Annotated in this window: 18 protein-coding genes; 11 read left to right on the forward strand and 7 right to left on the reverse strand. The window is 38.6% G+C overall.

Annotated features, from left to right (window positions below; all coding sequences use genetic code 11):
- Nucleotides 1-11: 11 nt before the first annotated feature.
- Both RM545_RS05315 and RM545_RS05320 read right to left on the reverse strand, forming a co-directional pair.
- On the reverse strand, nt 12-1064 hold the full coding sequence (locus tag RM545_RS05315) for an RluA family pseudouridine synthase (protein ID WP_311494282.1): 1053 nt from the start codon (nt 1062-1064) through the stop codon (nt 12-14).
- Nucleotides 1064-1684: a PASTA domain-containing protein gene (locus RM545_RS05320; RefSeq protein ID WP_311494283.1), complete on the reverse strand. Its 621-nt coding sequence runs from the start codon at nt 1682-1684 to the stop codon at nt 1064-1066. Before RM545_RS05320 ends, RM545_RS05315 begins: the two co-directional genes overlap by 1 nt.
- 99 nt (nt 1685-1783) lie before the next feature.
- Between RM545_RS05320 and RM545_RS05325 the strand changes: the two genes are divergently transcribed.
- Nucleotides 1784-2761, forward strand: a complete 978-nt coding sequence (locus RM545_RS05325) for a D-alanine--D-alanine ligase (protein WP_311494433.1) — start codon at nt 1784-1786, stop codon at nt 2759-2761.
- Nucleotides 2762-2794: 33 nt separating this feature from the next.
- Nucleotides 2795-3250 carry a pantetheine-phosphate adenylyltransferase gene (gene coaD, locus RM545_RS05330; protein ID WP_311494284.1) on the forward strand — a complete coding sequence of 152 codons (456 nt, stop codon included), beginning with the start codon at nt 2795-2797 and terminating at the stop codon, nt 3248-3250.
- A 178-nt stretch (nt 3251-3428) separates the two neighbouring features.
- Here the strand turns inward: coaD and RM545_RS05335 are convergent, their stop codons facing one another.
- Together RM545_RS05335 and RM545_RS05340 are read right to left on the reverse strand one after the other, a co-directional pair.
- Nucleotides 3429-5720, reverse strand: a complete 2292-nt coding sequence (locus RM545_RS05335; RefSeq protein ID WP_311494285.1) for a TonB-dependent receptor domain-containing protein — start codon at nt 5718-5720, stop codon at nt 3429-3431.
- Nucleotides 5721-5732: 12 nt separating this feature from the next.
- The gene (locus RM545_RS05340) at nt 5733-7016 is read right to left on the reverse strand and encodes a PQQ-dependent sugar dehydrogenase (protein ID WP_311494286.1); all 1284 of its coding nucleotides are present in this window, start codon (nt 7014-7016) and stop codon (nt 5733-5735) included.
- Between the two features lie 233 nt (nt 7017-7249).
- Between RM545_RS05340 and RM545_RS05345 the strand changes: the two genes are divergently transcribed.
- Nucleotides 7250-9001 (forward strand): M14 family metallopeptidase, encoded by a 1752-nt coding sequence (locus RM545_RS05345; RefSeq protein WP_311494287.1) that lies wholly within the window; start codon nt 7250-7252, stop codon nt 8999-9001.
- Here the strand turns inward: RM545_RS05345 and RM545_RS05350 are convergent.
- Entirely contained in the window at nt 8969-9592 is a 624-nt protein-coding gene (locus RM545_RS05350; protein WP_311494288.1) for an NUDIX hydrolase, read from the reverse strand. The two genes, RM545_RS05345 and RM545_RS05350, sit on opposite strands and share 33 nt — an antisense overlap.
- Nucleotides 9593-9599: 7 nt before the next feature.
- Between RM545_RS05350 and pyrE the strand changes: the two genes are divergently transcribed.
- Nucleotides 9600-10241, forward strand: coding sequence for an orotate phosphoribosyltransferase (pyrE, locus tag RM545_RS05355; protein WP_311494289.1), 642 nt, complete (start codon nt 9600-9602; stop codon nt 10239-10241).
- Nucleotides 10242-10243: 2 nt separating this feature from the next.
- Entirely contained in the window at nt 10244-10636 is a 393-nt protein-coding gene (locus tag RM545_RS05360; protein ID WP_311494290.1) for an SRPBCC family protein, read from the forward strand.
- Between the two features lie 111 nt (nt 10637-10747).
- Here RM545_RS05360 and RM545_RS05365 read toward each other — a convergent pair whose 3' ends face one another.
- Complete coding sequence (locus RM545_RS05365; protein WP_311494291.1) at nt 10748-11479, reverse strand: biotin--[acetyl-CoA-carboxylase] ligase; 732 nt, start codon at nt 11477-11479, stop codon at nt 10748-10750.
- Nucleotides 11480-11574: 95 nt separating this feature from the next.
- Here RM545_RS05365 and rsfS point away from each other — a divergent pair, with 95 nt between their 5' ends.
- The 6 genes from rsfS (at nt 11575) to RM545_RS05395 (ending at nt 16459) form a co-directional block, all read left to right on the forward strand.
- Nucleotides 11575-11946 carry a ribosome silencing factor gene (gene rsfS / locus RM545_RS05370; RefSeq protein ID WP_311494292.1) on the forward strand — a complete coding sequence of 124 codons (372 nt, stop codon included), beginning with the start codon at nt 11575-11577 and terminating at the stop codon, nt 11944-11946.
- A gap of 23 nt (nt 11947-11969) precedes the next feature.
- Entirely contained in the window at nt 11970-14015 is a 2046-nt protein-coding gene (gene ftsH, locus RM545_RS05375) for an ATP-dependent zinc metalloprotease FtsH (protein ID WP_311494293.1), read from the forward strand.
- Nucleotides 14016-14114: 99 nt separating this feature from the next.
- Complete coding sequence (locus tag RM545_RS05380) at nt 14115-14726, forward strand: LUD domain-containing protein (RefSeq protein WP_311494294.1); 612 nt, start codon at nt 14115-14117, stop codon at nt 14724-14726.
- A gap of 3 nt (nt 14727-14729) precedes the next feature.
- Nucleotides 14730-15533 carry a phosphatidate cytidylyltransferase gene (locus tag RM545_RS05385; protein ID WP_311494295.1) on the forward strand — a complete coding sequence of 268 codons (804 nt, stop codon included), beginning with the start codon at nt 14730-14732 and terminating at the stop codon, nt 15531-15533.
- Nucleotides 15523-16179, forward strand: coding sequence for a phosphatidylserine decarboxylase family protein (locus tag RM545_RS05390; protein WP_311494296.1), 657 nt, complete (start codon nt 15523-15525; stop codon nt 16177-16179). The genes RM545_RS05385 and RM545_RS05390 overlap by 11 nt, the downstream gene beginning before the upstream one ends.
- A 7-nt stretch (nt 16180-16186) precedes the next feature.
- Nucleotides 16187-16459 (forward strand): acyl-CoA-binding protein, encoded by a 273-nt coding sequence (locus tag RM545_RS05395; protein WP_311494297.1) that lies wholly within the window; start codon nt 16187-16189, stop codon nt 16457-16459.
- Nucleotides 16460-16493: 34 nt separating this feature from the next.
- Here the strand turns inward: RM545_RS05395 and RM545_RS05400 are convergent, their stop codons facing one another.
- The gene (locus RM545_RS05400; protein WP_311494298.1) at nt 16494-19124 is read right to left on the reverse strand and encodes a valine--tRNA ligase; all 2631 of its coding nucleotides are present in this window, start codon (nt 19122-19124) and stop codon (nt 16494-16496) included.
- Between the last annotated feature and the right edge of the window lie 128 nt (nt 19125-19252).

Genomic DNA, 19252 nt, shown 5'->3' on the forward strand with positions numbered 1-19252 from the left:
AGTTCTAGATCCTAATCCAGAATTTCCTTCTGATTCTTTGCGTAGCTCTCCCACTTTGCGATGCAATCCTGCATATCCTGCGGAATCTCGGTATTAAAGCTCATCCACTTTTTAGTTTCCGGATGAACAAAGCCAAGGGTTTTGGCATGTAAAGCCTGTCTTGGCAATACTTTAAAACAATTTTCGACAAACTGCTTATATTTTGTAAATGTCGTTCCCTTTAAAACTCTGTCTCCACCGTATCTTTCATCATTAAAGAGGGTGTGGCCAATGTGTTTCATATGCACACGAATCTGATGCGTTCTGCCTGTTTCCAGCTTACAGGAAATGAGCGTCACATAACCATAACGCTCCAGCACCTTGTAATGAGTAACGGCCGGCTTTCCTTTCTCTGCATCCTCACCTTCATAGACGGTATTCTGAAGTCGGTTTTTTGGGTGTCTTCCAATATTTCCTTCTACAGTACCTTCGTCTTCTTCTACATTTCCCCAAACAATCGCAACATACTCGCGTTCGCTGCTTTTATTAAAAAACTGCTTGGATAAGTGCGTCATTGCCTGCTCTGTCTTAGCCACGACTAAAAGTCCGCTGGTATCCTTATCTATTCTATGTACTAAACCGGGGCGGTCACTGCTGTTATTTGGCAAATTTTCGAAGTGGTAAACCAGCGCGTTAATCAAAGTTCCGCTGTAATTTCCGTGGCCGGGATGTACCACCATTCCGGCCGGTTTATTTACAACCAGCAATGTATCGTCTTCATAAACCACATCCAGCGGAATATCTTCCGGAGTTAGCAAAAATTCATATGGTGGATGTTCAAACATCACCTGAACTACATCTCCAGCCTTTACTTTATAATTTGATTTTACAGCAACTTCATTTACGTAGATATTCCCCGTCTTTGCTGCCTTCTGAATCTTGTTACGGGTAGCTTTTTCGATATAATTCATCAAATATTTGTCCACCCGCAACGGATTCTGTCCCTTTTCGGCTACAAATTTATGATGCTCATAAAGTTCATCATCCTGCTCTTCAATATCGTGACCTTCTTCTTCTTCTTTCATTAAAATTCAATTTCTTCTTCTACACCCGTCTCGCTCTCCTCCTCTTCTTCGCCTTCCTGCCTGTACCTGCCAGAGCCATCACCCAATACAAGGTCGATAACTGACGTTTTCATGAGTTCATCTCCCGGCTCTACCAGCTCTCCTCTGTGTCGCATTTCCAGCACTGCATCTTCGGCAATATCTGGTTTATAGGTAACTTCACCAATTTCAAATCCCAGGGAGCGCAATGTTGGCTCTACCTGTCTTCTTGTTTTCCTGATTAAATCATTCGGAATAGTTACTTTTCGATATCCTGAAGGGTTTAGCGTTAAATAAATTTTCCGGTCTTCTTTTACAAATTTCCCAGGCTCCGGCACCTGTTCTATTACTGAATAGCGGGGAAAGTCCGGATTAAAATTGGCAGAATCCAGAATTTCAAACCGAAGATCCAGTTCATTAAGTTTGTCGTCTACATTATCTAAAGACATTCGCGCCAGGTCAGGTACTTTTATACGTTGATCCTGGTTAGTAGAATATTCCAACCACTGAAGTGCCAGAAAAACAATAACCACAATGGCTATTGCGGCCAAAACTAATTGTATCAAAAAAGTTTTGCTGAAGATAAATCGTATTATTCCCATAGATTGGTTTAAAAAACAAAGATATAAAACCCAACGGTTTTGGATGCACCCGTTATTAGTGATATTTTTGATAACGATTTTAATCTCTACATATTGAACATGAAGAAAAAAATTGCCATCGCCATGGGCGGCTATTCCAGTGAATATCGTATTTCCATCAACAGTGGAAACATGGTGTATCAACATCTTAGTCGCGAATTATATGAACCTTACCGAGTTCATATCTTAAAAGGTGAATGGTTTATGGTTGCAGATGATGATACACCTTATCCTATTAATAAAAGTAACTTTACCGTAAGAATTCAGGATAAAACAATTTCTTTTGACTGCGTTTTCAATACGATTCATGGCACCCCCGGTGAAAATGGACTTTTGCAGGCATACCTTGAACTTCTCGGGATTCCGCAAACTTCCTGTGGTTATTATCAGGCCGCTCTTACGTTTAATAAACGGGATTTAATCAGTGTTTTAAAGCCCTACGGAATAAAAACCGCCACTAATTTTTTTCTGAATAAAGAGGACACTATTAATCCGGACGAAATTGTGGAAAAAGTAGGCCTGCCTTGTTTTGTAAAAGCGAATCGTGCGGGAAGCAGCTTCGGAATTACAAAAGTAAAGACGAAAGAGGAGCTTATTCCGGCTGCAAAAACAGCTTTTAAAGAGGATGATGAAGCAATAATTGAATCTTTTCTGGATGGAACCGAAGTTTCTGTTGGCGTGGTCACATATAAAGGAGAAGTTATTGCCCTGCCGGTGACGGAAATAATTTCAGAGAACGAATTCTTTGATTACGAGGCTAAATACCTCGGAAAATCGCAGGAAATCACTCCCGCAAGAATTTCTGAAGAGCAAACTAAGAAGGTGCAGGATATTTCAATTCTTATATATAAAAAGTTGAAGATGAAAGGTCTTACCAGATCAGAATTTATTTTTCATGATGGTGAACCTCATTTTATTGAGATGAACACAACGCCAGGGCTTAGTAAAGCTAGTATTTTACCACAACAGGCAGCAAAAGCAGGAATTAGCCTGCAGGATCTCTACGGAAGCGCTATTGAAGCCGCTCTGGAAGAATAATTTTTTTCAACAGAAATTTTTACCTTTAGGCTTATGAGAAAAGCAGTTTTTCCGGGATCTTTTGATCCGCTTACTTTAGGACACATAGATATCATTGAGCGCGCATTGCCCCTCTTTGATGAAATTATACTGGCGATTGGCACCAATTCTGAAAAGAAGTACATGTTCTCCCTCGAGGAAAGACTTTCTTTCTTAAAAGAAGCATTTAAAGAAGAAACTAAAATAAAGGTCACCACTTACAGTGGACTGACTGTCGATTTTTGCAAAAAACAGGAGGCCGCCTTTATCCTTCGGGGATTAAGAAATTCTAAGGATCTGGAATTTGAAAAAACCATTGGTCAGACTAATTTTCAAATGGCCGGAATAGATACCATTTTCCTGGTAAACTCTCCGGGCAAAAGCCATATCTCTTCTACTGTAGTAAGGGATATCATCAGGCACGGTGGGGACTACAGTTTTATGGTTCCGGATGTGGTAAGGAAAAAGTAACAGGTAAGAGACGAATATTCTCCTTAAAATTCGATCAGTTACGTTTTCCAAAGCATTGAAGACAATACCTAAAAACGTCAATTATAAATCTACTGTTTTTTTAGACCTCACAGGTTTTGGAAACCTGTGAGGTCTGATATCAAAACTGGCAATTATCGGAATACTATCCCGTTATTGATTAAAAATTATACCTCACTCCTACTCCGCCAAAATAGTTCCTCGGATTACCTGGGTAATAATATCTTGGAGCGGCACCTCCAAAGCCTACAGCATTGGTAACCACACTGGCCGCATAATGTTCATCTAAAACATTATTGATGCCGGCGTTAAAATTAATTTCAAAATAATCTGAAACATTTAAACTATAGACTGCCTTTAAATTTACCAGCTCATAGTTATCTGTATATTCTGAATTACTATCATTCAGCGGAATTTCCCCCACCGCTCTGTAGTTACTGTAAAACGTAAGGCCCCAATCTGTAGAAAGATCAAAACCTAAATTCAATGTAGATTTTGGAACTCCCGGCAGCTCATTTCCCGAATTATCCACATCCTCATTTATAAATTCATCGAATTCAAAAAAGTTAAAAGCTGCATTAACATAAGGTTTTCCGGTTATTCCTGCTCCAAGATCAAAATTGTATTGTGCTAAAAATTCAATTCCGTTATGATCTGTTTTTCCGGCATTCACTCCTACGTATTGGTCATTATCTATTCGCTGCGCAACAAGCAGATTCTCTATCTGGATGGAATACAGCGCAATTTCGGTATATAAACGATTGTTTATCCAGTTTCCTTTAAACCCGATTTCGTAATTTATTTCCGTTTCGGGCTCCAGGTCTGTATTAATTTGCCCTTCAGGAGTCAGGGTTTCTGCTACAGTGGGAGTAGAAAATCCGTGGCTTATTGATGCATAGATATTTTTACCAGGAGCAACTTCATAGGTTGTTCCTATACGTGGAGAAAAAATAGTATTAAAACGGTAATCCCCGGTTTGATCAACCTCATCTTCAGCATATAAATCGGTTAAAGTATATCCTGTGGTATTAATATTAAAACCTGCTTCGACATTCCAGTTTTCGGTTATTTCCAGGCTTAGCTGTCCGAAAAAATTAGCATAGTTTCTTACCTGCTCATTGTTACTTAACCGTGCTCCCCGCACACTTCCCTCATCTGGAAAATCTTCATAAAGATTTTCAAAAGTGCCAATCTCATACCATTCATTATAATACTCTGCACCAAAGCTAAGTTGAGAAGCCATATCTCCGATATTAGTATCGAGGTTGAATTTTGTACGTGCACCGGCCGAAAGGCGTTCCTCTTTCAAAATATCGAATGGCCTTGGCTCATAACCATTTCTGAAGTTCATATAAATACTCGTGGTATTACTGAAGTTTTCAGAAAACTGACGCGTGTAAGCCAAACCTAAAAGTCCCCGGTCGTAAGATTCATAACCCTGTGCAGCACCCCAGGTATATGCGGCTGTTTCAGGATCATTGAGAAAATCCTCTTCATTTAAAGAACTTGGAATAAAAGCCTTTAGTCGGGTGAAATTTGCCAAAAATGAGAGGCTGTTATTTTCAGAAGTCAAAAGTTTCGCATTTACAAGAGCCGATTTCCGGTCATATTCTCCATTTTCACGATACCCATCGCTCTTTAAATGAGAATAATTGGCAAAAAAGCTTGTATTTTCTGAACTGTGTGAAGCCAGAACTGTTTTTTTAGAAGTATTAAAGCTGGAAAGCTGATAATTGACCTTTCCGGTGGTTCCCTGTGCTTCAGGATTAGCAGAATATAGATTTATTGAACCTCCCAGACCAGCTCCATAAATACTGGAAGTAGGTCCTTTGATAATTTCTACCCTTTCCAAAGATTCCTGATCGATATCATCCAACGTGAGTTCACCTTCTGCTGTAGTAAGCGGAATTCCGTCGAAATACGCCTGAATTCGATTTGTACTGTACTGAGAGCGCGCTCCAATTCCGCGAATATTGATCTTGTTAGTATTTAACGCACCCTGATTCACGTACATTCCCGGGACATAATTAAAATTGTCCATTAATGCCGTGGCATCTGTACGCCGGAGATCATTTTCTGTGAGCAAACCTACTGAAGCAGGCACTTCCTGAAGTTCATTAGGGATAATTGTGCTTCTAATAACAACTTCAGAAAGATTATCCCGAACAGGATCCAGCGTAATTAGTAGCGTTTCATTATAAGATGTAACTGTTCTGTAATTATTCTGAAAACCCAAATAGCTTATTTCCAGGCTAACCGGAAGGTCCTCAGCTTCCAGAGAAAATTCTCCATTTTCACCTGAAAAAACTACAGCATTTGAAGTAAGATTTTTAATTCTCGCATCTACAATTGCTTCAGAATTCTCTGAATTGATAATTCTACCCTCTATGTTCTGACCAAAAACTTTTCCGAAGCAGACAAAAATTAAAGCTGCTAATATTCTTTTTTCCAATATGATTATATTTTATTCCGCAGAAACTTTCCATAGTACATTCCCGTCATCATCGTTAACCAGCAAAGACCCATCTGGTAAAGTGGTCACCCCAACAGGTCTTCCATATACCTTACTTGAATCTTCATTGGCAAAAAAGCCGGTAAGGAAATCCTCCGGCTCCCCGGGTTTTCCATTTTCAAAAGGTACAAATACTACTTTGTAACCAGAAAGATTCGCACGGTTCCAAGATCCATGCTGTCCTACAAAAGCTCCGTTTTTATATTTTTCAGGAAATTGATCTGCTTTATAAAATGTAAGGCCCAGAGAAGAAGTGTGGGCGCCCAACGGAACATCTGGCACGATAGCTTTTTCAACAAGTTCCAGGTGCGGATCTTCTGCCCATCTCGGGTCTTTTATATCCCCAAAATATGAAAAAGGCCAGCCATACCAGCCATCTTCTTTTACACTGGTGAGATAATCTGGAACCAGGTTATTTCCAATTTTGTCACGCTCGTTCACAGATGTCCATAGCTCCCCGGTAACAGGATTCCAATCCATTCCCACAGGATTTCTTAGACCTGCAGCATAAATTTTTTCACCAGTTCCATCAGGATTAATTTCAATAATGTTAGCTCTACGTTCCTCCTTTTCCATTCCATGTTCTCCTGCGTTACTGGAAGAACCTACAGATATATAAATTTTGCTACCTTCATTATTGGTAATTATATTTCTTGTCCAGTGGTGATTGTAACCTCCGGCAGGGAGCTCAACAACAGTTTCCCCGCTTGCATCTATTGAAGTTTGTCCCTCTTTATAAGGAAACCTTTTAAGACCATCCACATTTGCAACGTAGAAATAATCATCCAAAATCAGCATTCCGTAAGGCTGATTAAGCCCTTCCATAAACACATATCGCTCATCGGGCATTCCGTCTTTATCTGTATCTCTAAACATGGTGATACGATCGGCGCTTTTTTTGGCGTCATTAGATTCTACCACAAAGACATCATTATTTGGAGCTACATAACTTCTGCGGGGATGTTGGAGATCTTCAGCATATAATGTCACTTTAAAACCTTCAGGTGCTTTGGGCCTATTTCCGGACCATCCTATAACTTCACTTTCATTAGTGACAGATTCCGAAGAATAAGGAGGAGGAAGTTCTAAAGAACCTACAGCTGTTTGAACCACATTTGCCGGCCTGTTCGCTATTTCGTCCTTCTTTTCTTCACTCACTTCATTAAACTGTGCAAGTGCCGTCATGCTCATCCCAAGAGCCAAAAGAATACTTAATAAATTCGATTTTCTTTTCATTTTAAAGCAATTTTCTCAAAAATACTCCGAAATTTGTGCCGAGGAAAGTTTTAGAAGCTGATTAAGTTTCCTTTAACAAGGGTTAAATCAGGCATACATATCTGCATATATTGTAAGCTATAGCAGTTTTACCTATGTTTACTAATAATTATATAAGAAGCTTTTAAAAATTTTGAAGCAGACATCACAAGAGATTATTTAATGTGTGATGTCACTCTCTTAAATTCGCTCAAATGAGAAAAGCAATAGTAGTTTTACTTTTTTTAATCCTACTTGTTTCCTGTGATTTATCCAAATACCGCCTGGTGGTAGATTATGATTTTGAAACAAAATTTGAAAAATCTGAAGGTAAAGAGACCGCAACATATTCTGAAGTTATTGATTTTTACGCTCAACTGGATAAAGCTTACACAACTATCAGCTTTACAGAATTTGGTTCTACAGATAGCGGTAAACCTCTGCATCTGGCGGTTTTCAGTCCTTCCGGAGATTTTGATCTGGAAAAATTAAGGCAGGAGAAAACTGTTATATTAATAAACAATGGTATTCATCCCGGGGAAAGTGACGGTATTGATGCTACGATGATGCTGTTCAGGGACCTGGCAGGTGATTCTATTGGTGTACCAGAAAACACAATTATCGCCACTATTCCTATCTATAATGTTGGTGGGGCGCTTAATCGGAATTCGACCACGAGAACTAATCAAAACGGCCCCGCAGAATATGGTTTTAGGGGAAACGCCCGTAACTACGACCTCAACAGGGATTTTATAAAAGCAGACACAAAAAACACACGAAGTTTCTATGAAATTTTTCATCTACTGAAACCTGATGTTTTTATTGATAACCATGTAAGCAACGGCGCAGATTATCAATATACCCTCACCCATTTATTTACTCAGCACAACAAATTAGGAGGGGAACTGGGAGAGTATCTAAACAAGAAAATGATGCCCGCTCTGGAAGATTCGCTTAAACAGAAAGAGTGGGATATCACGCCCTATGTAAATGTGTTTAATGAAGTTCCTGAAAATGGATTTAGTCAGTTTTTAGATTATCCAAGATATTCTACCGGCTATACTACGCTTTGGAACACTCTGGGAATGATGGTAGAAACCCATATGCTAAAACCATACAACCAAAGAGTTGCGGGAACTTATGAACTCATGCGTTCTATGATAAATATTACAGATGCTGAAAGTGCAACCATAAAAGAACTCAGAGAGGCAGAAACGAAGAAATATTTGACAGAAAGATGGTACCCCACAAATTTTCAACCAGATATGGAGAATCCCAGCACAAGGGAATTTAAGGGTTATGCAGGAGAAAGAATTGACAGTGAAGTTACCGGGAAAGATCGCTTAAAATATAACCGGAACCAGCCGTTTACAACAGAAATAGAATATTTTGACAACTTTACAGCACAAGACAAGATAGAAATTCCCAGAGCATATATAATTCCGCAGGGATGGTGGGAGGTCATCGGTCTTTTACAGCTCAATCAAATCAAATTGGAGCCTCTGGCGCGGGATACCGTAATTTATGTAGAAAAGTACAAAATCGAGGAATTCGAAACTGTAGAATCACCCTTTGAAGGTCATTATCTTCACCAGAATACGCAGGTGAGTAAAACCACGGATTCCGTTAGCTTTAGAAAAGGAGATTTTTATGTGACCACTTTTCAGGATGGTGCGAGGTACCTACTGGAAACTCTGGAGCCTACTACAGTAGATTCGTTCTTTAACTGGAACTTTTTTGATGCTGTCCTTCAGCAAAAAGAACATTTTTCACCTTACGTTTTTGAAGATATAGCCAAACAGTTATTGGATACAAACCCCCAATTAAAAGAAGAATTTGAAGAAAAAAGAGATTCAGATTCAGAATTTAGAAACGATTCTTATGCACAACTGGAATGGATCCATAGAAGATCAAATCACTATGAGGAAGCACATTTACGCTATCCGATCTTTAGAGTTCCCAGATAAATATTTATCAGAAAAAAGAAGTTTTATATTTGCGTAGGATTTTTTAAGTGCTTTCTGACTCTTTTCAAAATTTTTCCATTTCGCTTTTTCTATCCCCTCTTTTTGTTCCGGTTTTAACTCTCCGTCGTAGGATGTCCGCATTTCATACCAATGCGTTACCTTAAGCCTGTATTTACCCTTGCGCTTAAAGACGTGATACGTTTTTTGAATAAATTTAGTTATCTCCAAATCCTGAACACCAGTCTCTTCTTCTACTTCACGAATAGCAGAATCTTCGATGCTCTCCTTTTTTTCAGTCTTTCCTTTAGGAAGATCCCACCTTTTATTACGGTAAATAAACAAGATGTCATCCTTATCATTTAAAACCAGCCCACCCGCAGCGGTAACCACCCGCAACTTTTTGAGTAAAAACTTCAGAAGTTTTTCCTCGTCTTCATGATAAAGGTTCACGTAAAGCAGTTTTCCTTTATTGATCTTCTTTATCAACTTCTTCAGTCTTACGGTTTTAATAGGGTAAGAAGTATATGCTTCACCAATTTCTTTTTTTGTGGAAAGAATAATTGGGACATCATTTACAAAAACTTTATACATTTGTACTATGATTTTAAATAAAGAAACAGCAAAACAAACCGCTGAACTATTATTGCAAATTAAAGCAATAAAATTAAACCCGCAAGAGCCATTTACATGGGCCAGCGGATGGAAGTCCCCGATTTACTGTGATAATAGGGTGATATTGTCTTACCCCCCAATCAGGAACTTTATACGCGAACATTTTGCAAAACAGGTAGAGGAACTCTATGGAAAGCCAGATGTAATTGCAGCGGTGGCTACAGGGGCAATCGGCATTGGTATGCTCGTAGCAGAATATTTAAGCCTACCTTTTGCCTATGTAAGGCCTGAAGCCAAGGGTCACGGAAGAAAAAATCAAATTGAAGGTAATATTGAGGAAGGTCAAAACGTAGTTGTTATTGAAGATCTTATCAGCACAGGAAAAAGCAGCCTGAATGCTGTAAAAGCGATAAGAGAAGCAAAAGCGAATGTAAAAGGAATGCTGGCTATCTTCACTTACGATTTTATTGTTGCCACGGAAAACTTCAAAGAAGCAAAGGTAGAGCTTCATACTCTAAGCGATTATGATTACCTGATTGAAACGGCACAAAAAACAAAATATATTAATGGTTCTGAAGCTGAAATTCTAAAAGAATGGCGTCATGATCCCGCTAATTGGAATAAATAGTTATGAATTTAGAAAGTCCAAAAGTAACCGCAAATAAAAATCAGCAGGAAATGTTTGAATTTTTGACCAATGTCGAAAATTATGAACAGCTAATGCCAGAGAGCAAGGAAAAATTTAAAGTATTAGATCAGGAGACTTTTTTGTTCGCCCTAAAAGGCATGCCAGAGATAAAATTGAAAATTCAGGAGACCGAAGAGCCGAAATTAGTGGTTTTAGGCTCTACTTCAGATAAATTGAATTTCTCCCTCAATATTCATATCGATAATTTGAATGAAAATAAGAGTGAAAACCAGCTTTTCTTTCATGGCAAGTTCAATGCAATGATGAGTATGATGGTTAAAAGTCCGCTACAGAAGTTTATAAATAGCCTTGCTGAAAATATAGCGAAATTATAGGCTGCACCTCAGATAAAATAAGAGAGCATCAAAAAATGGCAAATATCGACCTGCAGAGTTCGCAAACCCTCATCAGTTAGATTAATTGCCATTAAAATAGAATTATTTTCTTCAGAAGAGAAGTTTTATCTCCTTAAGATCGAAAGTTTTATAATCGGAATCTTCTGTTTCCACGAATAATCTTCCTTCGCGCGTTACCCCTCGTATAATTCCGGTTAAATGGCTACCGTCTGGAAATTCAAAGGCAGAAACCTTGTCTTTTCTAAACATTTTGGAGATATATTCGTCCAAAAGCAGTTGTTTTTGACGAGCTGCCAATGTTTGAAGCCTTTTTTCGATAGAATCCAATAAGTTTTCCAGCAGCCTGTCAAGGTCAAAATTCTGACCTGACATTTGCTGCATAGAACCTGCCTGGGGCAGGTTGTGGAATTCTATTTGATTTACATTCAATCCTATTCCCAGTACAGATGCCGATATATTGGCATTTTTAAGAATGTTTTCAATTAAAATCCCGCAAAGCTTAAAATTTGCTGACATTATGTCGTTAGGCCATTTGACTGATAATTTAGGAATTTCATATTTCTCTAAAACATCTGCAATCGCCAAAGCCACCGCCGCACTTAAAAAAAATTGATCTTCAACCGCAAAATCAACATGAGGACACAACACACTAAACGTAAGATTTTCACCGGGGTTTGAAACCCATCCTGCACCACGCTGCCCTTTACCTTTCGTCTGACAATGAGCCACTACACATACAGGCTCAAAAGTAGATTTGCCGTGGTACAAATCACGTGCAAATTCATTTGTAGAATTGGTGGCATTAACTTTGATTATACGCATGTAGAAACTAAAGGCGCAAAGGCATTAAAATGTTATAATATAACAGGCTTTAAAAAGACTAAAAAGTAATAACTTTGCGTAAAGAAATAAATTTAATGGCAAAAAAAGAAACGAACAGCGATGAACTTATTGCTCAAGTTATAAAGGGAATTGAAGAAGTAAAGGGAAATAATATAGACATCCTGGACCTAAGGGAAATTGAGAATACTGTTTGTGATTACTTTATCATCTGCAATGGTACTTCTAACACGCAGGTAAATGCCATAGTAAATTCCGTACAAAAATCTGTTAGTAAAGCTCTTAAAGACAAACCCTGGCATATTGAAGGTAGCGAAAATGCCGAATGGGTACTTATGGACTACGTAAATGTTGTAGTTCATGTTTTTCAACGACATATAAGAGAGTTTTACGACATTGAAAGTCTTTGGGGTGACGCAAAGATCACCAGTATTGAGACCAATTATTAAATCTAATCCAGAAGTAAGCAAGAATGGCGAAAGAGCAACCCAAAAAGAAACTAGATCCTAAAAAGCCTAAATTTAGTGCGTATTGGATCTATGCGGCTATAATCATTATTTTCTTAGGAATTCAGTTTTTCACCGGCGGCGGCTTTAACGAGCCAGCCAAGATCACACCAAACCAGTTTGAAGAATACCTGAAAGATGGTGATGTTCAAAAGGTCGTAATTGTTAATAGTCAAAAGGCAAATGTCTATCTCACCGAGGAGGCAAAACAAGAAGACCAACATCAATCCAAAACTAACGAAGAAATGTTTGCTGCGGGAGATACCCCTGCCTATACCTTTAATCTTGGGAGCCTTGAGAAGTTTCAGAATGACGTAGAAGATATTGAGCAAGAATATGACGTTTCAGCAAACGTGACCTTTGAGAGGGAAACTAATGTTTGGGGCGAAGTTTTCTTTACACTTTTACCTTTTATCCTAATTATTGGTATTTGGATCTTTATTATGCGAAAAATGAGTTCTGGTGCCGGTGGTGGTGCCGGCGGGCAGATTTTTAACATTGGAAAATCCAAGGCAAAGCTTTTTGATCAAAATACCGACGTGAAAACATCCTTTAAAGATGTTGCCGGATTGGAAGGAGCAAAAGAGGAAGTACAGGAAATCGTAGACTTCCTGAAACAACCAGAAAAATATACCGCTTTAGGTGGAAAAATCCCAAAAGGAGCTTTATTGGTAGGTCCTCCGGGAACCGGTAAAACTTTATTGGCGAAAGCCGTAGCTGGAGAAGCTAAAGTTCCGTTTTTCTCACTGTCGGGCTCAGATTTTGTCGAGATGTTCGTAGGAGTTGGAGCTTCCAGAGTACGTGATTTATTTAAACAGGCAAAAGAAAAATCTCCTTCCATTATTTTTATTGACGAAATTGATGCCATTGGAAGGGCGCGGGGGAAAAGTAACTTTTCAGGATCTAATGATGAACGTGAAAATACGCTTAACCAGTTGTTAACAGAAATGGACGGATTCGGGACTAACACAAATGTTATTGTGGTTGCAGCAACAAACCGTGCAGATGTTCTGGATAAAGCCTTAATGCGTGCAGGACGTTTTGACCGTCAGATCTACGTAGACCTTCCCGATCTAAATGAACGAAAGGAAATTTTTGAAGTTCATTTAAAACCATTGAAAAAAGTTGCAGATGAGCTGGATACAGAATTTCTGGCAAAACAAACCCCTGGATTTTCGGGAGCCGATATCGCCAATGTTTGTAACGAGGCTGCTCTTATAGCCGCAAGAAAAGGAAACAAAGCAGTAGGAAAACAGGATTTTCTTGATGCCGTAGATAGAATTGTTGGTGGACTTGAGAAAAAGAATAAGATAATAACTCCTGAAGAAAAAAGAGCAATTGCTTTTCATGAGGCAGGACATGCAACGGTTAGCTGGATGTTGGAACACGCAGCTCCTCTTGTTAAGGTAACAATTGTTCCCCGTGGCCAGTCTCTGGGTGCAGCCTGGTATTTACCGGAGGAACGCCTAATTGTAAGGCCAGAACAAATGCTGGATGAAATGTGTGCAGCTCTAGGTGGACGTGCAGCAGAAAAAGTTACTTTTGATAAAATATCTACTGGCGCACTTAGCGATCTTGAAAAAGTGACAAAACAGGCACGTGCAATGGTAACAATATATGGTCTTAATGAGGCCGTAGGAAATCTTACCTATTACGACTCTTCAGGGCAAAGTGAATATAATTTCACAAAACCGTATAGTGAGCGTACTTCAGAACTTATAGATAAAGAGATTTCGGGACTTATTGAAGCTCAGTACCAACGGGCCATTGCTCTTCTTACAAAGAACAAAGATAAGCTTACACAATTGGCGGAAATCCTGTTAGATAAAGAAGTTATCTTTAAAGATGATCTTGAGAAAATTTTTGGAGCGCGCCCGTTTGCTAAAGATCGGGAGGAGCTTGCTAAAGCCACTAAAAACGTAACTCCGGAAGAGGAAGTAGCCCAGGCTAATCCCGATTCTGATAATTTTGATGGAGATACTGTTGCTAATAGCGATTCCGTTAAAAAATAGTTTTTTAAGCATCTGTAAAAAATCTTAATTTGACCTAAGGTTAGATTAAGATTTTTTTATCTTTGAGATAATGACGTCGAGAACCACACATAACACTTTATGAGTCTATTTAGCAGATTCCTGAACCCCAAATCTAAATCAGACAAAAAGCAGGAAGGTCCTGAAAAAGCTGATAGGGGAAAGTATATGCCTGAGGTAAAATTACCGACAGACGAGAGATTTATGCTTAACTTCAGGAATAATGGGGGAAAGTTTCTCTATTGTGAGAGTAACGATGAAGTTCTTGAGGCTTTTGACAACATCCTGCTGGAAAACGACTGGTATGAGAAAGAATGTTTTTGTTTTGACCAGGGGCTTCAGGATAAGTTTAATAATTTTAACCTTGATTTCAACAGATCTTCCCAGGCAGCTTTCCTCCTTTCTACCTGTGAGTACCTTATTGCCAATGATGGGTCTATCCTTATATCTTCAAACCAGATAAAGGAAAGCAAACTGCATGATTTACCCGCTAATTTTGTCATTCTAGCCTCCACTAGTCAGCTTATTGACACTATAGGGGAAGGATTACGAGGTATAAAATTCAGAAATAAGCAACATATTCCCTCCAATATTACCACCATTAAAAATTTCGAAACGCAGAAAGAAGGTGATTTTATGAGCTATGGAAGTAGCGCTAAAAACCTATATTTGCTACTTCTTGAAGATCTTTAATCTATGAGGGAAGCCATAATCAGAACTATTTCAGGATTACTGTATATATCCATTTTGGTAGCTTCTATCCTCTCTTCTGAATTTGTTTTTATTAGTTTATTCTATTTACTTGGCCTCGTTTGCCTTGTTGAAATGCAGAAACTACTACACCTTAAAAGTTATGCATTATATGCAGTCCAGGCCTTGCTTTTCTACCTCTTCAGTTATTTAAAATTTGATCAGGACGCTACAATCCTTCTTCTCTTTATTACCATGTTCGTTAATTTGTTTCTTGTTAAGGATTTAATGGTGGTTAATAAAATTCCGGTGTTTGAAAAGAAGAAATATATTATCATTATATTCTATCTTATCTCCTCCGTCATTTTTCTCACACTTATTCCAACTATTGCCGGAGTTTTTATTCCTAAACTGGTCGTTGGAATTTTTATTTTGATATGGACTAATGATACTTTTGCCTTTATTGTGGGCAAAAATTTTGGTCGTAGAAAACTTTTTGAGCGCATTTCTCCAAAGAAAACTATTGAAGGTTTTTTAGGCGGACTCATTTTTAGCTGCGTAGCCAGCTATTTTATTCACTTTTACACGGAATTTTTAACTTTCCCAATTTGGTTGGGATTAGCTGTAATATTGAGTATTTTTGGTACTCTGGGCGACCTGATTCAGTCTAAGTTCAAAAGACAGGCAGGCGTAAAAGACAGCGGAAAACTAATGCCGGGACATGGCGGCCTCTTCGATAGGCTTGATAGTATTATTTTTGCCAGTCCCTTTGTTTATGCATATTTATACCTATTAGATTATGTTTCATAAAGAAGGTTATAAGATAATGATCATTACTGCAATATTATTAATTGCAATAAATGTTCTTAGTTACAGTTTAATAAACACGTACTGGATTAAATTTTTAATCCTTATCGTCACGATCCTACTTTTCCTACTCGTCATCCAATTTTTCAGGAATCCGAAGAGAAAAACTGAAATTAATAATCAAAATGTGGTAGCACCAGTAGATGGAAAAGTTGTCGTAATTGAAGAAGTTTACGAAAAAGAATATTTTAAAGACAAAAGATTACAGGTTTCTATTTTTATGTCCCCCATAAATGTGCATGTTACCCGTCACCCTGTGGGAGGAAAAGTAAAATTTAGTAAGTACCATCCCGGGAAGTTTCTCGTAGCATGGCACCCTAAATCCAGTGAAGAAAACGAAAGAACTACAGTGGTTGTAGAAAATGAAGTTACAGGAGAAATCCTGTATAGACAGATTGCCGGAGCTATGGCCAAACGAATTGTGAATTATGCCGAAGAGGGAGAGGAAGTTGTTCAGGGAAGTGATAGTGGCTTTATCAAATTTGGCTCCCGTGTAGATGTTTTTATGCCTCTAGGTACGCCATTACATGTAGAACTAAACCAGAAAGTTAAAGGCGGCATAAGTGTGATTGGAAAAATTCAGGAATAATTGAATTATGCCAGAAGAAAAGAATACAAAGTTTTTAAAGGCCTATAAAATGGCAAGTACAACAGATCAAAGGTTTCCACCAGATGTGTTACTTCATTTTTATGCCTACTATAAGCGCGCCACTTCAAAAAATGGCTTTTATCTGCCACCTACCAGTGTTGGAGATTTACGCTCCGCCTTTAAAGTAAATGCTTTGGTTCAGGTTAAAGATTTGACAAAACAAGAGGCTCAGGAAAAATATATTGACCTGGTAGAAGAATATATTGGCAGCGTAGACTAAACTCCACTGCCATTTTTTTTAACTCTTCCCTCTTCTATTTCAAACTTTTCAGACTCGCTTTTAAAGCCTCTATTTTCGATTCGGCATCTGCTTTCTTTGCTTTCTCTATAGCCACGACCTTTTCCGGAGCATTATTTACAAAACGTTCGTTGGATAGCTTTTTGTCTACAGATTTAAGAAAACCTTCAGTATAAGTTAGCTCCTCTTCCAGTTTCTTTATTTCAGCATCAACATCTATGGCTCCTGAAACAGGAACAAAATAGTCATTCGATTTTACCCGGAAGGACAATGCGCCTTCAACCTGCTTCTCCACATACTTTAGTTCCGAAAGGTTTCCCATTTTTATAATAACAGGGTCAAAGAATTCTGAAGTTTTTTCGTTGTTTAAAACTTTAAATTCAATTTCATTTTTGAAGGAAATATTTTTTTCTTTTCTGATCTTTCTGATTCCCGTAATCACTTCTGAAGCAACTGAAAAATCTGAAATAATTTTTTCATCGAAAGAACTTAATTCCGGCCACTTAGCTATAATTAAAGCTTCCTGCGGAGTTCTTCCTGTTATTTCCTGCCAGATTTCTTCGGAAGAAAACGGCGTAAAAGGATGCAAAATCCTTAAATTATCTTCAAGAATAGCAATAACTTCCTTGAAAGTAGTCGCATCTATTGGCTCTCCAAAAGCAGGTTTTACCATTTCGAGGAACCAGGAACAGTAATCGTCCCAGATGAGCTTATAAGTGGCCATTAAAGCATCGCTAATCCTGTATTTATCGAAATGATCTTCTATTTCATTCAAAACCTTTTGAAACTTCGCCCTATACCAGTCAATTGCAATTTTTGAGGTTTTACCCTGTTCTTTTTCTTCGGAAATTTCCCAGCCTTTTACGAGCCTGAAGGCATTCCAGATCTTATTTATGAAGCCACTCCCCTGTTTGCAAAGATCTTCATCGAACATAAGATCATTCCCGGCAGGAGAACTTAACAACATCCCCACCCTAACGCCATCTGCACCGTATTGCTCAATTAATCCCAGTGGATCTGGAGAATTTCCGAGAGATTTTGACATCTTCCGGCGCTGTTTATCCCGAACAATCCCGGTTAAATAGACGTTTTTAAAGGGTCGTTCTCCCCGGTATTCATATCCTGCCATTATCATACGCGCTACCCAAAAAAAGAGGATTTCCGGCGCTGTCACGAGGTCATTTGTAGGGTAATAATACTGAATCTCCTTATTTTCCGGCTCCAGAATGCCGTTGAAGACACTCATTGGCCAAAGCCAGGAAGAAAACCAGGTATCTAAAGCATCCTTATCCTGACTAATGTCCGATAATTGCCATTTTTGACTGCCCGTCTTTTCTTTAACCTTTTCAAGGGCTGCTTCCGGATTTTCAGCAACAACAAAATCTTCTTTTCCGTCACCATAGTAATAAGCCGGAATCTGCTGTCCCCACCATAACTGACGGGAGACATTCCAGTCCCGCACATTTTCCATCCAGTGCTTGTAAGTATTTAGAAACTTATCCGGAACAAGATTTATATCGTCACCAACAACCGCTTTTATTGCAGGTTCGGCAAGATCTTTCATTTTTAAGAACCATTGATCACTCAATTTTGGTTCTATAACCGCCCCTGTACGTTCGCTGGTGCCTACTTTGTTAATATGCTCTTCAGTTTTTACTAGAATTCCCAGCTCTTTCAATTCCTCTGTAATTTCCTTCCGAACAACAAACCTATTTTTTCCTTCGTAATGCATTCCGTAGGAATTCAAGGTAGCATCATCGTTCAAAATATCGATAACTTCAAGATTATGCTTGTCACCCAGCATTTTATCATTCTCATCATGGGCCGGTGTCACTTTTAAACACCCTGTACCAAACTCCAGATCTACATATTCATCTTCAATAATTGGGATTACACGATTGTTGATAGGAACAATAGCTTTCTTCCCTTTGAGGTGAAAAAATCGTTCATCATTAGGATTTATACAAATAGCCGTATCTCCAAGAATAGTCTCAGGCCTGGTGGTGGCGATCGTCAATGTATCGTCACTCCCTTCGATTCTGTATTTAAGGTAATAAAGATTCCCCTGTTTTTCCTGATGAATAACTTCCTCATCAGATAAAGTGGTTTTCGCTTCAGGATCCCAGTTAACCATTCGGTAGCCCCGATAAATTAACCCTTTTTCATAAAGATCTATAAAAACTTTTATTACTGAAGCAGACATCTCTTCGTCCATAGTGAACTTTGTCCTCTCCCAGTCACAGGAAGCTCCCAGTTTCTTTAACTGTTCCAGAATAATTCCACCATGCTTATGGGTCCACTCCCAGGCATGTTCCAGAAATTCTTCCCGGCTCAGGTCATTTTTATTGATCCCTTCAGCCTTAAGTTTTGCTACAACTTTAGCTTCCGTAGCAATAGAAGCATGATCTGTCCCCGGCACCCAGCAGGCATTAAAGCCTTTTAGGCGAGCGCGTCTTACCAATACATCCTGAATGGTATTGTTCAGCATATGTCCCATATGCAAAACACCAGTCACATTAGGCGGAGGGATTACAATGGTGTACGGTTCTCTCTCGTCTACTTCTGAATGGAAATAATTATGATCCATCCAGTATTTGTACCACTTATCTTCTACTTGTTGGGAATTGTATTGGGAAGCAATAGCCATAACTTGGTCTGATTTTTGAAATAAAAGCAAAAGTAATTATAACTAAAGGATTTTGAAAGAAGTTGAATTGAATAAAATTTGGTGTAATTTTTAATTCAGAGTATCTTTACAAGATCTATCTAAACCCA

It is taken from the genome of Autumnicola lenta (assembly GCF_031846515.1).
GTDB classification, from domain to species: domain Bacteria; phylum Bacteroidota; class Bacteroidia; order Flavobacteriales; family Flavobacteriaceae; genus Autumnicola; species Autumnicola lenta.

Coding starts and splice junctions, on each gene's coding strand:
- RM545_RS05315 (WP_311494282.1), bottom strand. CDS start 1,064: ATGAAAGAAGAAGAAGAAGGTCACGATATTGAAGAGCAGGATGATGAA.
- RM545_RS05320 (WP_311494283.1), bottom strand. CDS start 1,684: ATGGGAATAATACGATTTATCTTCAGCAAAACTTTTTTGATACAATTA.
- RM545_RS05325 (WP_311494433.1), top strand. CDS start 1,784: ATGAAGAAAAAAATTGCCATCGCCATGGGCGGCTATTCCAGTGAATAT.
- coaD (WP_311494284.1), top strand. CDS start 2,795: ATGAGAAAAGCAGTTTTTCCGGGATCTTTTGATCCGCTTACTTTAGGA.
- RM545_RS05340 (WP_311494286.1), bottom strand. CDS start 7,016: ATGAAAAGAAAATCGAATTTATTAAGTATTCTTTTGGCTCTTGGGATG.
- RM545_RS05345 (WP_311494287.1), top strand. CDS start 7,250: ATGAGAAAAGCAATAGTAGTTTTACTTTTTTTAATCCTACTTGTTTCC.
- RM545_RS05350 (WP_311494288.1), bottom strand. CDS start 9,592: ATGTATAAAGTTTTTGTAAATGATGTCCCAATTATTCTTTCCACAAAA.
- pyrE (WP_311494289.1), top strand. CDS start 9,600: ATGATTTTAAATAAAGAAACAGCAAAACAAACCGCTGAACTATTATTG.
- RM545_RS05360 (WP_311494290.1), top strand. CDS start 10,244: ATGAATTTAGAAAGTCCAAAAGTAACCGCAAATAAAAATCAGCAGGAA.
- RM545_RS05365 (WP_311494291.1), bottom strand. CDS start 11,479: ATGCGTATAATCAAAGTTAATGCCACCAATTCTACAAATGAATTTGCA.
- rsfS (WP_311494292.1), top strand. CDS start 11,575: ATGGCAAAAAAAGAAACGAACAGCGATGAACTTATTGCTCAAGTTATA.
- ftsH (WP_311494293.1), top strand. CDS start 11,970: ATGGCGAAAGAGCAACCCAAAAAGAAACTAGATCCTAAAAAGCCTAAA.
- RM545_RS05380 (WP_311494294.1), top strand. CDS start 14,115: ATGAGTCTATTTAGCAGATTCCTGAACCCCAAATCTAAATCAGACAAA.
- RM545_RS05385 (WP_311494295.1), top strand. CDS start 14,730: ATGAGGGAAGCCATAATCAGAACTATTTCAGGATTACTGTATATATCC.
- RM545_RS05390 (WP_311494296.1), top strand. CDS start 15,523: ATGTTTCATAAAGAAGGTTATAAGATAATGATCATTACTGCAATATTA.
- RM545_RS05395 (WP_311494297.1), top strand. CDS start 16,187: ATGCCAGAAGAAAAGAATACAAAGTTTTTAAAGGCCTATAAAATGGCA.
- RM545_RS05400 (WP_311494298.1), bottom strand. CDS start 19,124: ATGGCTATTGCTTCCCAATACAATTCCCAACAAGTAGAAGATAAGTGG.